General features: G+C 65.0%; 15 protein-coding genes. 5 read left to right on the top strand and 10 right to left on the bottom strand.

Features of this window, described 5'->3' with window-relative positions:
* Positions 1–56 precede the first annotated feature (56 nt).
* The 5 genes from ligD to AC6CIE_RS05765 are packed head-to-tail and all read right to left on the bottom strand — an operon-like array spanning position 57 to position 4,833.
* The gene (ligD, locus tag AC6CIE_RS05785) at positions 57–2,801 is read right to left on the bottom strand and encodes a DNA ligase D (protein WP_498091602.1); all 2,745 of its coding nucleotides are present in this window, start codon (positions 2,799–2,801) and stop codon (positions 57–59) included.
* A gap of 2 nt (positions 2,802–2,803) precedes the next feature.
* Positions 2,804–3,805 carry a non-homologous end joining protein Ku gene (ku, locus tag AC6CIE_RS05780; protein WP_175121489.1) on the bottom strand — a complete coding sequence of 334 codons (1,002 nt, stop codon included), beginning with the start codon at positions 3,803–3,805 and terminating at the stop codon, positions 2,804–2,806.
* Between the two features lie 19 nt (positions 3,806–3,824).
* Positions 3,825–4,106, bottom strand: a complete 282-nt coding sequence (locus AC6CIE_RS05775; RefSeq protein ID WP_239213693.1) for a hypothetical protein — start codon at positions 4,104–4,106, stop codon at positions 3,825–3,827.
* 59 nt (positions 4,107–4,165) lie between these two features.
* Entirely contained in the window at positions 4,166–4,558 is a 393-nt protein-coding gene (locus tag AC6CIE_RS05770; RefSeq protein WP_175121488.1) for a PRC-barrel domain-containing protein, read from the bottom strand.
* Positions 4,559–4,587: 29 nt separating this feature from the next.
* Positions 4,588–4,833: a hypothetical protein gene (locus tag AC6CIE_RS05765; RefSeq protein ID WP_175121487.1), complete on the bottom strand. Its 246-nt coding sequence runs from the start codon at positions 4,831–4,833 to the stop codon at positions 4,588–4,590.
* A 236-nt stretch (positions 4,834–5,069) separates the two neighbouring features.
* On the opposite strand from AC6CIE_RS05765, the gene ppk2 reads away from it, so the two are divergent.
* Together ppk2 and AC6CIE_RS05755 are read left to right on the top strand one after the other, a co-directional pair.
* On the top strand, positions 5,070–5,891 hold the full coding sequence (gene ppk2, locus AC6CIE_RS05760) for a polyphosphate kinase 2 (protein WP_175121486.1): 822 nt from the start codon (positions 5,070–5,072) through the stop codon (positions 5,889–5,891).
* 17 nt (positions 5,892–5,908) lie between these two features.
* Positions 5,909–6,163, top strand: a complete 255-nt coding sequence (locus AC6CIE_RS05755) for an RNA-binding protein (protein ID WP_175121485.1) — start codon at positions 5,909–5,911, stop codon at positions 6,161–6,163.
* Between the two features lie 37 nt (positions 6,164–6,200).
* Here AC6CIE_RS05755 and AC6CIE_RS05750 read toward each other — a convergent pair whose 3' ends face one another.
* The 5 genes from AC6CIE_RS05750 to AC6CIE_RS05730 all read right to left on the bottom strand — a co-directional run bounded on the left by AC6CIE_RS05750 (position 6,201) and on the right by AC6CIE_RS05730 (position 11,196).
* Positions 6,201–6,398 (bottom strand): hypothetical protein, encoded by a 198-nt coding sequence (locus AC6CIE_RS05750; protein ID WP_175121484.1) that lies wholly within the window; start codon positions 6,396–6,398, stop codon positions 6,201–6,203.
* Between the two features lie 72 nt (positions 6,399–6,470).
* Entirely contained in the window at positions 6,471–8,531 is a 2,061-nt protein-coding gene (locus tag AC6CIE_RS05745; RefSeq protein WP_175121483.1) for a TonB-dependent copper receptor, read from the bottom strand.
* A 209-nt stretch (positions 8,532–8,740) separates the two neighbouring features.
* Positions 8,741–9,154 (bottom strand): DUF2946 family protein, encoded by a 414-nt coding sequence (locus AC6CIE_RS05740; RefSeq protein ID WP_175121482.1) that lies wholly within the window; start codon positions 9,152–9,154, stop codon positions 8,741–8,743.
* Between the two features lie 88 nt (positions 9,155–9,242).
* Positions 9,243–10,658: a PepSY-associated TM helix domain-containing protein gene (locus tag AC6CIE_RS05735; protein WP_175121481.1), complete on the bottom strand. Its 1,416-nt coding sequence runs from the start codon at positions 10,656–10,658 to the stop codon at positions 9,243–9,245.
* 73 nt (positions 10,659–10,731) lie between these two features.
* A complete protein-coding gene (locus AC6CIE_RS05730) occupies positions 10,732–11,196 on the bottom strand; it encodes a DUF2946 family protein (protein ID WP_175121480.1) in 465 nt (154 codons plus the stop codon).
* A gap of 207 nt (positions 11,197–11,403) precedes the next feature.
* Here AC6CIE_RS05730 and AC6CIE_RS05725 point away from each other — a divergent pair, with 207 nt between their 5' ends.
* From AC6CIE_RS05725 to AC6CIE_RS05715, 3 genes are read left to right on the top strand one after another with little or no spacing between them, the layout of a single operon-like run.
* On the top strand, positions 11,404–12,579 hold the full coding sequence (locus tag AC6CIE_RS05725; RefSeq protein WP_175121479.1) for a PepSY-associated TM helix domain-containing protein: 1,176 nt from the start codon (positions 11,404–11,406) through the stop codon (positions 12,577–12,579).
* Positions 12,576–13,115, top strand: coding sequence for a PA2404 family protein (locus AC6CIE_RS05720; protein WP_175121478.1), 540 nt, complete (start codon positions 12,576–12,578; stop codon positions 13,113–13,115). Before AC6CIE_RS05725 ends, AC6CIE_RS05720 begins: the two co-directional genes overlap by 4 nt.
* Positions 13,112–13,438, top strand: coding sequence for a hypothetical protein (locus AC6CIE_RS05715; RefSeq protein WP_175121477.1), 327 nt, complete (start codon positions 13,112–13,114; stop codon positions 13,436–13,438). The genes AC6CIE_RS05720 and AC6CIE_RS05715 overlap by 4 nt, the downstream gene beginning before the upstream one ends.
* The last annotated feature ends 6 nt before the right edge of the window (positions 13,439–13,444 follow it).

The following is a 13,444-nucleotide window of genomic DNA, read 5'->3' as shown; positions in this document are numbered from 1 at the left end:
AGTGCAACCAATTGCAATGGCGGCTGGCCAGCAGGACGGCAGTGGACGCGTTCTGATCATGGTTCGAACTCCATCGCCGACATGGCGGCCGTCAGCGACTGCGGCGCGTAGTCGTCCCAAGGCGTGTTGCCCGCATCCAGCCGGGAATGCACATCCTGAATGGTCCAGTGCGCGCCGCTGGTGAGCTTGTCCAGCTCGTCCCACGTCACCGGCACCGAAATGCCCAGACCGGGCCGCGCCCGCGCGGACCACGCGCATACCGTCGTCGCCCCGAACCCGTTGCGCAGGTAATCCGCAAAGATCTTGCCGACGCGGTTCTTCGGGCCGCTCTTGGCGACGAAGAGTTGCGGCAGCGTCCGGGCCAGGTGCTGCACGATCGCCTGGGAAAACCGCTTTACCGTGTCCCAGTCGTACTGCTTGCGTAGCGGCACAACCACGTGCAGCCCTTTGCCGCCGCTGGTCTTCAGCCAGGCCTGAAGGCCGATCTCCTGCAGCAGCACGCGCACCAGATTGGCGGCCTGTTGCATGGTCGGCCATGGCACGCCCTCGCCCGGGTCCAGGTCGAACATCATGCGATCCGGTTTGTCGATGGACGTCTTGACGGCGTTCCAGGTGTGAAATTCGACGACGTTCATCTGCACGGCGGACATGATGGCCTCTGCGGTCGGGACTTCGAGCAGCGGCGGATGATCCGGATCGAGCTTGGCGGGCAACGGTTTGACGCCGGGCATCGCGGCTTCCAGATGCTTCTGGAAGAAGAATTCGCCCTGGATGCCGGCGGGCGCGCGCAGGAATGACACGGGCCGGCCCTTCAGATGCTCCAGCATCAGCGGCGCGATCAGGCCGTAATAGCGCGCGAGATCCAGCTTGGTGAGCTTGGTGGACGGTTCGATGACCCGGTCCGGATTGGTGAGCTTGCCGCCCTTGGCGCGGCTGGTTTTGCCGCCGGGCGCGGCTTTGACATCGGAGTCGGGTGTGGGCGCCTTTGAAGATGCTTTTGAAGATGCCTTTGATGTGCCGGCAGATGCCGTGGCAGATCTGGCTGCGGATCTGGCAGCAGGCACCGCCTTCGAAGCGGATTTCCTGTTGCCCTTGTCGCCGTCTACGTCCTCGACCGGCACCGCCTTCTCCCGGGAAATCGCCTTCACCGGCTTGTCCTGCCGCAGGCCCCGGAATACGGAATGACGGATGTGGCCGCCGCTCGTCCATTCGCCGAACGACACTTCGGCGATCAGTTCGGGTTTGACCCAGCGAACGCCACCCGCCGCGGGCGCATTCGTGACCGGCTTCTTGTCCGTCTCGATGGCCGCCAGACGCTTCTGCAGGGACACCAGACTTGCGTCGTCGAACCCCGTGCCAACCTTGCCGGCATAGCGCAGGCTGCCATCCTGCTCGGTGACCGCGAGCAGCAGCGCGCCCAGCCCGGCCCGGCTGCCCTTGGGCGCCGTGTAGCCGACGATCGCAAACTCCTGACGCCGGGCGCACTTGACCTTGACCCAGGTGTCGCTGCGCCGGGACACGTACGGGGACGACAGGCGCTTGGCCATGATGCCCTCAAGCCCCATCCTGCACGCGGTTGCCACCAGATCTGACGGCGCGGCCTCAAGGGCCTCGCTGAATCGCAGTTGGTCGTCTTCGGCAGCGTCCATCAGTTGCTGCAACAGGGCCCGACGCACACCCAGCGGTTCCTGGCGCAGGTCCCGCATCCCGATGAACGGCAGATCGAAGGCGTAGAACACGATGTCCTGTGTCCGATCGTTGTCGAAGGCGTTTTGCAGCGACTGGAAGTTCGGAATGCCTTCGCGGTCCAGCATCACGATTTCGCCGTCGATCCACGCCCATTTGGCGGGCAATGCGCGCATGGCTTCGACCAGATGCGGCATTTTGGCGCTCCAGTCGTGGCCGTTGCGCGTAAACAGCCGGACATCGTCGCCTTCGATCCGGACGACGAGCCGGTAGCCGTCGAATTTCATCTCGTACAGCCAGTCCGGCGCATGCTGAGGCACGCCGTCCACCAGCGTGGCGAGCTGGGGTTTCAGTTGCGCGGGCAAGTCGGCGGCTACACCGGGCAACGCGGACTGATCGTCGGCGGTGTTGTCGTCCTGATCCTGGGATTGGTCGTCAGCCGCCGCCTCCGCGGGAGCTTTGGATTTGGCGCGGGATTTCGCTGCGGGAGGCGACGTCTTGGCTGCGGAATTCGGCTTGGCTGTCGCCTCGCCGCCCTTGCCTGCCGGCTTGGCCTTCGCAGATTTGCGCAGTGGCACCACGCTATCCGGCATTTCGTCCACCACACTGAATTCCCGCTCGGGCCGCGCGAAATCGTCTCGGTCCTTGATAAGCAGCCAGGGCGGCTGCTTCTCCGACTCTTTGCCCTTCAGCCGGATCAGCGCCCAGCGGCCCTGCATCTTCACGCCCTGCAAGTCGAACTTCAGGTGGCCGTCGCGATAGCCCTTGCGCGGATCGCCCACCGGCATCCACTTGCCTTCGTCCCAGATGATGACCTTGCCGGCGCCGTACTGCCCTTCGGGAATCTGCCCCTCGAACTGGTTGTAGGCAATGGGGTGATCCTCGACCTGGACCGCCATGCGCTTGACCGCCGGGTCGTAGCAAGGCCCCTTGGGCACCGCCCAGCTCTTCATGGCCCCGTCCAGTTCCAGACGGAAGTCGTAGTGCAGCCGGCTGGCCCAGTGCTTCTGGATGACGAAGGCGCGGGCATCCTCGTTGGCCTCGCCACCCTCGGCGGGTTCCGACGTGATCTCGAAGTTGCGCTTTTCGCGGTACTTCTTCAGCGTGTCAGCCATGGTCAGGCCGCCTTGCGCGTTTTGCTCGTTGTCTTGCCGGTGTTCTTGTCACTCGACTTGCTGGCGGTTTTACCCGTCGCCTTGCTCGCCGACTTGCTGGCCGTCTTGCTTGCGCTCTTGGCCGACTTGGCCGCCGTCTTCTTGGCCGGCACCTTGGCTGCCTTTTTGTCATCGCCTTCGTCGGACTTGGCCGCCTTGGACCCGCCCTTGCCCCCCTTCAGGCTGCGCTGCAGCAGCTCGGTCAGGTCAATGACGTTGTCCGCATACGCGGGCGACGCTTCCTGCGGCTCGATGACGGTTTCGGTCTCGCCGGCGCGCGCCTTCTGCTCCACCAGCTCCATCACGGCGGCCTTGAACTCGTCCTTGTACTGTTCGGGATCCCATTCGCCGGACATGTCGTCGACCAGCATCTTCGCCATCTTCATCTCGCTGGCGCTGGGCGTCATGTTCTTGGCGCCGGCCTTGGGCAGATCCAGCCCTTCCACCGACTTCACCTCGTCGCCCCAGCGCATCAAGTTCAGCACCAGCGCGTCGCCTGACGGAATCAGCGCCGCCAGGTGCTGCTTGGTCTGGATCACGACCTTGGCGATGCCGATCTTTCCTGTCTTGACCAGCGTGTCCCGGAGCAAGGCGTACACCTTGTGGCCCTTGTTGATGGGCGCGACGTAGTAGGGTCGCTCCAGATAAACAAACGACACGCCCCCGGCGTCCACGAACTGCTGGATCTCGATGGTCTGCGTGGTGCGAGGATAGGCCTCGGCTATCTCCTCGGGCGACACGATGACGTATTTGCCGTCCTCGTACGCCACGCCCTTCACGATGTTGTCCTTGTCGATTTCCTTGCCGGTGCGCTTGTTGATGCGCTTGTAACCAACCGGGTCCATCGAGCGCTTGTCCAGCCAGTCGAAGTCCACGCCGGACTCCGTCGTGGCCGTGTGCAGGCCCACGGGAATGTGGACCAGCCCGAAGGAAATCGCTCCTTTCCATATCGTTCTTGCTGCCATGACGGTCTCCTGCGCGTGATCAGCCCAGGCGCTTGACGATGCGGGCGACGCGGGCAATACCGCCCGTCCCGCTTGCCGCCCGGCCGATCAAGGCGGTCCCGGCGGCGGTGACCAGGGTGCGCCGCAACAGCGTGCGGCTGCGCATGCCGGACAACATCAGCAGCACGCCCACGCCAAACACGATGATGTGTTCGCCTGGAAAATCCGGCCTGCGGGCGTCGATGTCCTTGATCTGCGCAACCAATGAAGAACGCGAGGGCGATTCGTAACGGCGGGGTTCGTCGACGGGTTCGATCTGCATGTGGCCTCCTGCGGGCGTGGATCAGGCATGGGGTGCGGAGCGTGCTGCCCCGCGCCGGTTTACTTGGCGTACTTGAATTCGGGCAGCGCCTTGAGCGTGTCCTTCGTAGCGTCCGGCAGCTGGAACTGGTCGCCGGCGACCTGCATCTTCGACAGCGGAACCGTCACAAGATGATTGCCGACGCCAAGCAGCCCGCCCACCGACAACACCGCATACGGCGCCCAATCGGGCGGGCCGAGGATCAGATCATCCACGGTGCCGATCTTTTCCTTCTTGCCGTTGTAGACGGTCGCTCCGATGATCTTCGAGGCGCGGTAGCCGGCCTCGACCTTGGCGACATCGACTCGCACTTCGGTCACGGACTGCGGCGCACCCTGCGCCCAGCCGGTGGACACGGCGCCAGCGGCGCCCAGCATCGCAACCACGCCCAGCATTGCAGTCTTTACGATCATGATCGGATCTCCTCGGGGTCTCTTGGTGTTCAGGACGTGCGTTGCGAGTCGGCGGGATCGGGATTGGATTCGGAGGCGTCCGATGGCTCCATGTCCTCGTTGCTGACTTCGTTGCCCTGCGTGTTCTCGCTGGCATCCGACGGCTTGACCGACGGCGCGCCGCCCGTACTCGGCGAGCCTGCCCCAGGCCGCACCGGCAGATCGTCGGGCGTCGAGGTCGCCTCTACGGCGTTGTCCTGGGAAGATGTCTGCCCAACGGAATGATCTGGTTCCATTTTCGTCACCTCAGGTTCGCTGCGGCCAGCGGAAACGTGGCCGGGGACCCCGACAGCAAATAACGTTCCCGAAGCCTTCGTCGGGTGACCACCACCCAATGGCGCGGCGGACTGCGGCACCATAATTCCATTGGTAACGCGCTCCCAAACCGCCTTGAATCGGCAATATATTCAGATCAAATGTGGCGCCCGCGTGCGCCGTTCATTCGTGGCAGGAAGACTTCCGGAGCGCGACGATGGGCGACAAGAAAAAGCAGAAGGACAATCCCGAGACCGCCGAGGCGGGCAAGCTTTCCAATAAGCAGTACGAAAGGGAACTGGCCCAACTTCACGTCGAGCTGGTCAAGCTGCAGCAATGGGTCGTCGATACGGGCGCCAAGGTCTGCATCGTGTTCGAAGGGCGCGACGGCGCCGGCAAAGGCGGCACGATCAAGGCGCTGACCGAGCGTGTCAGCCCCCGCGTCTTTCGCGTCGTGGCCTTGCCCGCCCCCACCGAGCGCGAAAAATCCCAGATGTACATGCAGCGCTACCTGCCACACCTGCCCGCGGCGGGCGAAGTCGTGATCTTCGACCGCAGCTGGTACAACCGGGCTGGCGTTGAGCGCGTGATGGGGTTTTGCAGCCAGGCGCAGGTCGACGCCTTTCTGAAAGCCGTGCCGCTGGTGGAACGCGTGATGATCGACTCCGGCATCCTGCTCTTCAAATACTGGCTGGAAGTCACCGAGGCGGAACAGACACGCCGCCTTCAGTCGCGCATCAACGATGCGCGCAAGACCTGGAAGCTGACGAAGATGGACCTGGATTCGTACAGCCGCTGGTACGACTACTCGCGTGCCCGGGACGAGATGTTCCGGGCGTCGGATACGTCGATCTCGCCCTGGTACGTCGGACGATCCGACGACAAGAAGCGAATCCGGCTGAACATCATTACCCACCTGCTGGAACACATTCCCTACACCGTCAGCGCCAGGGAAAAAATCACCCTGCCCAAACGACAGAAGCCCAAGGGCTACACGCAGCCGGAACATCCGTTCCGGTATGTGCCCGAAAAATTCTGACCTCTGGAGGTTGCGCCATGGCAGCGCTGCTCATCAATCAGGTGGAAGACACCACCAGCGACGAAGATGTCCGGGCGTTCCTGGTCAAGTACGGCTTTCCTTCGCCGGACGGCATGAAGCGCGTCCCCAGCGAAGGAAATCGTCCCGCCGTACTGGTCACGTTCGACGGCGTGACGGAGCCGGAGCTGCAAGCCCTGCTGCCCCGTATCCACCAGATGTTCTGGAAAAATCACACCATCTCGGCGCTGGTGATGCGGGCGCCGATCGCGTGACGGGCGCCGTCAGTGCGCGGCGCCCCGCCCTGGCGCCTTACCAAGCCGTGCGCGGCCGGTAGGTATCTTTTACATATTTGGCCAATTCGGCTTCGACCGTCGACATCAGGACGGCCGGCGGACGATCCGGGTGCAAAAGTTGCTGCGCCGCAGCAAGCGTTCGCAACGCGCAACGTTCGCCATTTGTCATCGGCTGGGGGGTGGACAAGGTGGGCGTGTACTTGAACTCTTCCATGATGCTTCTCCATAAGACAAGGAATGACCCTCACCCCCCTTTCAGCAAGTAGCGTGCCCAACCCCGTTTCGGTCAGTATCGGACGCTGACCCGAGCCCAGACGCTGCGGCCGGGTTCGTTCACCGCCGTGCCCGCCGGATAGCCAAATCCGGCATTCCCCGCCAGGTTCAGGTGTTCGCTGTAGGTCTTGTCGAACACGTTGTCCACGCCCAGCGACAACCGAACCTGCTTGTTCACGACGTAACCCGCATTAAGGGAAAACACGCCAAATCCGGCGCTGGGACCGAAATCCTTGCCCACGACGTTGCCTTCGTTCAGCGCGTAGCGTTTTTGCGGGGCGACGATGCGCCACAAGGCGCCCGCCGACCAGGTGCCGTCGTCATAGGCGGCGGTGAGCTTGGCCTCCAGCGGCGGAATCTGCGGCAGCGCGCGGCCGTCGCTGCGGTTCTGGCCCCAGGCGTAGGCCAATGTGGCGCCCACCTTCCAGCTCGGCGTCACGGCATAGGACGCGCCAAACTCCCCGCCAAAAATCCGGGCATCCACGTTCGTCGCCTGCGAGGTGGCCCCCATCATCCCGCCGGACGTGTAATTGAACAGAATGAAATCGTCCACGTACCCCGCATACCCCGAGAACCACGCATCCAGCGTTTCCGTCTTGTACTGGGCGCCAAAATCAAGCTGGGTCGTCTTTTCCGGCTTGACGCCCTGGAAGGCGTTGACCGAGCCGGCCGGACCGCGCTTGGGCGAGAACAGTTCCCAGTAGTCTGGGAACCGCTCCACATGACCCAGCCCGATATAGAGCGTGGCGGGCAGCGATTCCAGATCCTTTTCATAGCGCAGGAAGCCGCTGGGGAGCGTGTCGTTGCGCCGTTCGCCCGCCGTGGGGTTGGGCATGACCATCATCATGCCGCCGGTGGTCTGCCGGAAATCCTTGACGGACGCCCAGTCGACGCGGGCGCCGCCAATCACGCGGCTGTCCGGTGCGGCGCGCCAGGTCAATTCGCCAAAGACACCCGTATTGGAAAAATCGGCGTCCTTGACCCACGGCTGGCTGCGATAGGACATGGTGTCCGAGCCGCTGCGGGCGCGGTGGCGGCTTTGCTGGAAGTCCATCCCTGCCTCCAGGCTGGTGTCTTGCGACAGATTCCAGGTGCTGGCGACACGTCCGCCCCAGGTTGCGCGGTCCACGTCCGAGGCCATCGCCATCGCCATGGCGCTGGACGGGTCCGGCGCGCGCAGCGTGTAGTTGTCCATGACGTGGTCCGCGTAGTTGTAATAGAGCTGTGCCTCGACCTGACTCAGGACGGGCCCGAGGTTACGTTTTTCAAAGCGCAGTCCAAAACTTTCCCGCTTGAATTGCGAGCCGTCCATGCCGCGCCCGGCATATCGCGCCTCGCCGTCGCCCGTGCCGGCGGTCAGTTCATATAGCGTGTCCGCATCGGGCGTGAAGCCCAGCGTGACATCCGCGTTCCATTTGTCCCAGCGCGACGGCACGGTGTTGCCGTCGCCGTCCTTGTAGTCCTGCGAATGCGAGTGGTTGGCGGTGATCCGGGTGTAGACCTTTTCGTTGCCGATGGTCAGGTCCGCCGTCTGGTCGTTGCGCCCGAACGAGCCGCCGGTCAGGCTGCCGTCAAAACGCACGCCCGGCTCGGTGAACTGGGGTGTGTCGCGGTCGAAGCGGACGGTGCCGGCGGACGCGCCCGGCCCCCACAGCACTGTCTGCGGTCCCTTGATGACGATGAGCTGGTCGAAGTTCTCGGGCGAAATATAGGAACTGGGCGCGTCCATCCGCGACGGGCAGGCGCCGGGCATGGAGGTGCCGTTGGTCAAAATGTTCAGGCGGGAACCGAACATGCCGCGCAGCACCGGGTCGCCGTTGGTGCCGCCGTTCCGGATGGCCGAAAAGCCGGGAATGGTCTTCAGGTAGTCGGTGCCGTCACTGGCTGGCAGCGGCTGGCGCGGGAGCTTCGGATCGGTCGTGAAGGTCAGCGGCGCGCTGGGCGCCACGCCCATGATGACAACGGGATCGAGCGTGGTTACGCCGTCCTGGATGGGCTGCGCGGCGGCGGAAAATGTGGCGGCCACGGCGGCGGCCAGGCAGGTCATGCGGACGAATTGCGGTTGCTTACGCATAGGGAATCTGGATCAACTTGGAATCTGAGTCGGAATCTGCAATCGGGGCGTCGCCCCCGCGCGGACGGGCCATGCATGGGCGCGCCTCGGCGCCCGGGCCCTCAAACGGATCCGTGCCAAAAGCGGCGATATGAGCAGGCGCTAACCGGCGGCGCGGCCGTCAACCGTGGGCGCCGCGATGCAAACCGGTGATGCTGAGAGAGGTGCCGTCAGGCGACGGGTGGCGGCGCGCGCGGCTGCTGCTGCAGCCGGGCGTGCGCACTGGAGAAGTAAGAAACGTCGGCGGCCGGCGCCGTAGCAGGCTGCGCCAGCGTAGGCAGCAGCCAGGCAAGCAGCCACAGTCCGGGCAGCGTGGCGCCGCCCAACATGGCGCAGCCGGCGACGCAGCAATGCGGCATGGCGCCGCTGTGCTGCTCGGCGCCTTGCGTGGCGCCTTCGATGCCGATGGTGACAACGCGCGGCCCGCTGGCCGTGCAGATGATGGTGGTGGCGCCGGCGGCGCCCGACATACCGGCGGGACTTGGTGCGGCGAGTGCCGCAGAGGCAATCAGCGCCTGAAAGACGAACAGGGCCGCCGCGAACAGCGAAACCCATCGTCTGGCAGCAGTGGCGCTTGTGTACATCAAATCCCCTTGACGCCGCAGATGGTAGCGCGGTTCCGGCCCCGAATCCGGTCTGCCCGCGCCCATCTGCACTGCCCGTTGACGCATATCAAGCGCGTCTGGCGGCTACCCAGCGCAACACATCAATGACCAGGAATACGGCCAGGCTCACGCCCATCACCGGCAGGCTCCATCCCAGCGCCAGCGCGATGGCCGCCACGCCGATCCGTCCGGGCCAGGACAGCTCGCGCCAGGCGTGAGTCAGCGTCTGCCCTGTCGCGCCCGCGGCCGGACGGCGCAGCCACCACATCCGGTAGCCCAGCACGATCATCGTCGTCAGGGCGATGCCAATGGCGGCCATCAGGAGTTGATTGGGCCAGCCGAACAGGATGCCCATGTGCATGTCCACGCCCCAGCGGATCAGCTTGGCGATGAGCGGAAAGGTGTCGAAGTCGGCACGGCTGGTGATGGCATAGGTGGTCGGATCCACGGCGATGGTGTCGACCTGGGTGGGCCAGGAGCGGTCCACCTCGCGCACCAACCACGCCTGGCCAGCGCCGCGCGGCGGCCGGATTTCAAGCAGGCTGCTGTCGATGCCGCCCTGGCGCGCGGCCTGCAACACCCGGTCAAAGCCCGCCGGCACGGTGTCCGGCGCCGGCGACATGGCGGCGTGGTCATGCTGGTCGCCATGATGATGGGCATGCTCGCCGCCCTCGGGCATGGCTGCCATGGCGGGCATCCCGGCGTCGGGCAGTTTCAACGACACCGCCGGCGTGATCCACCCCAACTGCGCGCGCAATTGGTCCACGCGCGCACCGGCCCAGTTGGACCAGGTCAGCCCGGTGGCCGAGAAGAACACCAGGCCGATGCCGATCCACAACCCCAGCAGTCCATGCCAGCGCCGGGCGCGCAGGCGCGGGCTGCGGGCTTCCAACGTCTTGTCGCGCCCGCGCCGGGCAAACCACAGCACCAGACCGCCCAGCGTCGCAATCCAGAGCCACGACGCCGCCAGTTCGCTGTAGTTGCGGCCCAGGTCACCCAGCATCAGGTTGCGGTGCAGGTAGTCCAGCTTGGTCCGGAAAGGCAGCGTGCCGCTGGTGCCGTAGACGACCATGTCGCCCTGGATCTTCAGCGTGACGGGGTCCACAAATAGCGCGCGGGCTTCGGAATCGCCCATGCCGGGCTGCGTAAACATCACGCGCGTGGTTTCGCCGGGGCCGGGCGCGGGCCGGACGGCGAACAGGCGCGGACCCGGTCCGACTTGGCTTTGCGCTGCCTGGACCTGCGCCGCGAGGGGTTGCGCCGCGCCCGTGGAAGTGGTGCGCAACTGCTCGGCGTAGATGAGGTTTTCCAGTTGCGGGGTCAGCACGAACAGCGTGCCGGTCACGGCCGCGACCAGGATGAAGGGGCCGACGAACAGGCCTATATAGAAATGCAGCCGGGTGATCAGCGCGAGCAACGCGCTGCCGCTTGCCGCCCTCGGCCGCGTGGAGGCGGCCGGACTAACCAGGGTCTCGGTGGACATGATGATCTCGAAAACAACGGACGCCGCCTGCAGCAGGCGGCAATCGTGCGCTTGGCGCGCACGGCGACGGATGTCATCCGGTGATTCGAGGCGGAGCGCGCTGTCCCAGCGGCGGCCCGGCGGCCGGCATGGGCGGCCGCGGACTGTCGGTCAGTCGGGGCGCCTGCACCCACCAGCCGAGCAAGGCAGGAACCAGCGCGACGGTGGGCGGCACGAGCAACGCCGGGTGTGCGCTCAGCCCGAACGGACATTCCTGGCCGGCGCCCACGTGCTGGGAAGAATCGTGGTGCTCATGGTGGTCATGAGAGGAATCGGTGTGGGCAGTGTGCGCATCGGCCCTGCCCGACATGCCGGGAAACACCCCGCCGCCCGCGGCACAGAAGCCCAGTTCCAGGCGTCCCTGCTTCAGCGCCTGCGCGTCCGGCATGTATCCGACCGGCACGAACGCCCGCACCACCAGCAGAAGCAGCAGCAACAGCCGCACGAGGGTGGCGGCGCAGACTGGACGGGAGGACGGACAGGACGATCGGGCGGGCATGCGGGATTTCCGGGCGACGGCCGATTCCGTCGCCAAGCCGGCATTTTAAACATCGGGCCGTCAATTCCGGATGCTTTGCGCCGGCGCGGCGCGCCGGAGCAAAGGGGCGACTAAGACAATTGAGAACTATTATTGCTAGAATTCCGCCTGACGCCTCCCTTAAATGGGGACCAGGCAACCCTCTTCTGTCTACCGGATAGCTTTTGAATGGCCAAGCCATCGCGCTCCAAATTATGGTTTCTCGTCCACAGTTGGCTGGCCTTGCCAATCTGGATTTTCCTTTTCTTCATCTGTGCGACCGGGACCATCGCCGTCATCAGCCAGGAAATCGTCTGGCTCATCAACCCCGCCGTTCGCGCCCAGGCGCCCGATGCCGATACGCCCCGCATGGGCTACCAGGCCCTGATGGACTCCATCGCCAAACAGGAACCCGAAGCGTCGGTTCAGCGCCTGTCCTGGCCTGAGGAATCGCAGTTTGCCCTGACGGCCGCCGTGGGTTATCCGGGCGCACGCTTCACCTCGATCTACGTCAACCCGTACACCGGCCACGTGCAAGGTCCGGCCTTGAACTTCGACCTGCGCCAATTCATGCGCGCGCTGCACGGCTGGCTGCTGATCCCGTTCAACAATGGCTATAGCTGGGGCTGGTATCTGGTCTCGCTGTTGTCGATTCCGATGCTGCTGTCGCTGATCACCGGACTGGTGGTCTACAAGCGGTTCTGGCGCGCCTATTTCCAGAAGCCGCGTCTGCGCGTCGGCCAGGGCGCTCGCATTTTCTGGGGCGACTTCCACCGCCTGTCGGGTCTGTGGTCGGTTTGGTTCATCCTGCTGATTTCGGTCAGCGCGATCTGGTTCCTGGCGCAGGCGATCCTGTCCGATACGGCGACCACCATTTCGACCCAGGGCGTGCCGGCTGTCGTAGCCCGCGATCAGGTGCCCACCGTCGCCGCCGGCGAAACCGTCAAACGCCTGCCGCTCGACGAGATCGTTGCCATTGCCGAGCGCGAACTGCCCGGCCTGGAAACGCAGCACGTCTTCTTCCCCGGCAACGCGTATGACCCGATCACCATCTCGGGCCGCGGCGCGTACCCGCTGATGTTCCAGTACGCCAAGATCAATCCGTACAACGGCGCGGTCGAGGAAGTGCGCCGCCTCTCCGACCGCAACGGCCTGGAGTTCTTCACCGAATCCATGCGGCCGCTGCATACCGGCGACTTCGGCGGCTTCTGGCTGAAGCTGGTGTGGTTCCTGTTTGGCCTCCTGCTGACCATGATGTCGCTCAGCGGCCTCCTGATCTGGACCAAGCGCACCGCGCAAGCCACTGCCAAAGCCCTGCGCCCTGCCCGCGCAGACCGTACCGCCGCTCGCGAGGTGACCGAATGAGCAAGACCGCCACCCTGGACGCCGCCGCGGCCAAACCCAGTTTCTGGCGCCGCTGGCGCTTCCACCTGAGCGCGCTGCTGCTCATCCTGCCCATCATTTACGTCCCGAAGTATTTCGACAACCTGGCGCTGTCGCGCGGGCTGATGGGGCTGGGCCAGCGCCCCGCGGGCGAGCTGGACGTGGGTCCCTGGAAGTTGAAGTTTGCCGAGTGGAAGGTCGAGCCGCCCCAGTCCGACCCCGCCGGCATGGTCAAGACCTTCACCATGGCCCAGTGCGAAGGCTGCAAGGATCAGATCCGCGCGGTCTACGTGCGCGTGGGCAAACCGCGCAGCCTGCGTGCCGCAGGTTCGATTTTCTTTGGCAGCCCGCACCGGGCCTTTGCCACCGTGCCGATCCCGCCGCGCACCGCCCCGGACGCCGAGCTCTGGGTCACCGCGGAAGGCTGGGACGGTTCGGTGCACCAGGCGGCCTGGCCGCTTGCCATGGCCTCCCCCGCCACCGTCGAGTGGCTGAAGAAACAAGGAGCATCCCGATGAATGCAATTTTCGCTAACGGCCTTCGCGCTGCCCTGCTGGGCGCGCTGCTGAGCGCCAGCGCCACCGCCCTGGCGCACAACCCCATGGCCGAATGCAAGGCCGATGGCAAGGAACAGATCCAGTGCACCGGCGGATTCTCCGACGGCAGCGGCGCCGCCGGCGTCACCATGGACGTGATCTCGTACGATGAACAGATCATCGTGCCGGGCAAGCTGGATGCCGATTCCAAGATGTCGTTCAAGCGGCCCAACGGCGAGTTCTACGTGCTGTTCGACGCGGGCCCCGGCCACGTCGTTGAAATCGACCACGTCGACATCCAGTAAGCCCCG

It is taken from the genome of Achromobacter sp. GQ309 (assembly GCF_059759315.1).
The sequence above is the reverse complement of the archived record's forward strand: the minus strand, read 5'-3'. Positions and strand labels throughout refer to the sequence as shown.

Bases quoted from the DNA above. Each gene is read 5' to 3' on its own strand.
- AC6CIE_RS05755 (WP_175121485.1), top strand. From the start codon at position 5,909: ATGGCAGCGCTGCTCATCAATCAGGTGGAAGACACCACCAGCGACGAA.
- AC6CIE_RS05775 (WP_239213693.1), bottom strand. From the start codon at position 4,106: ATGCAGATCGAACCCGTCGACGAACCCCGCCGTTACGAATCGCCCTCG.
- AC6CIE_RS05715 (WP_175121477.1), top strand. From the start codon at position 13,112: ATGAATGCAATTTTCGCTAACGGCCTTCGCGCTGCCCTGCTGGGCGCG.
- AC6CIE_RS05770 (WP_175121488.1), bottom strand. From the start codon at position 4,558: ATGATCGTAAAGACTGCAATGCTGGGCGTGGTTGCGATGCTGGGCGCC.
- ppk2 (WP_175121486.1), top strand. From the start codon at position 5,070: ATGGGCGACAAGAAAAAGCAGAAGGACAATCCCGAGACCGCCGAGGCG.
- AC6CIE_RS05745 (WP_175121483.1), bottom strand. From the start codon at position 8,531: ATGCGTAAGCAACCGCAATTCGTCCGCATGACCTGCCTGGCCGCCGCC.
- ku (WP_175121489.1), bottom strand. From the start codon at position 3,805: ATGGCAGCAAGAACGATATGGAAAGGAGCGATTTCCTTCGGGCTGGTC.
- AC6CIE_RS05735 (WP_175121481.1), bottom strand. From the start codon at position 10,658: ATGTCCACCGAGACCCTGGTTAGTCCGGCCGCCTCCACGCGGCCGAGG.
- AC6CIE_RS05730 (WP_175121480.1), bottom strand. From the start codon at position 11,196: ATGCCCGCCCGATCGTCCTGTCCGTCCTCCCGTCCAGTCTGCGCCGCC.
- AC6CIE_RS05765 (WP_175121487.1), bottom strand. From the start codon at position 4,833: ATGGAACCAGATCATTCCGTTGGGCAGACATCTTCCCAGGACAACGCC.
- AC6CIE_RS05725 (WP_175121479.1), top strand. From the start codon at position 11,404: ATGGCCAAGCCATCGCGCTCCAAATTATGGTTTCTCGTCCACAGTTGG.
- ligD (WP_498091602.1), bottom strand. From the start codon at position 2,801: ATGGCTGACACGCTGAAGAAGTACCGCGAAAAGCGCAACTTCGAGATC.
- AC6CIE_RS05750 (WP_175121484.1), bottom strand. From the start codon at position 6,398: ATGGAAGAGTTCAAGTACACGCCCACCTTGTCCACCCCCCAGCCGATG.
- AC6CIE_RS05720 (WP_175121478.1), top strand. From the start codon at position 12,576: ATGAGCAAGACCGCCACCCTGGACGCCGCCGCGGCCAAACCCAGTTTC.
- AC6CIE_RS05740 (WP_175121482.1), bottom strand. From the start codon at position 9,154: ATGTACACAAGCGCCACTGCTGCCAGACGATGGGTTTCGCTGTTCGCG.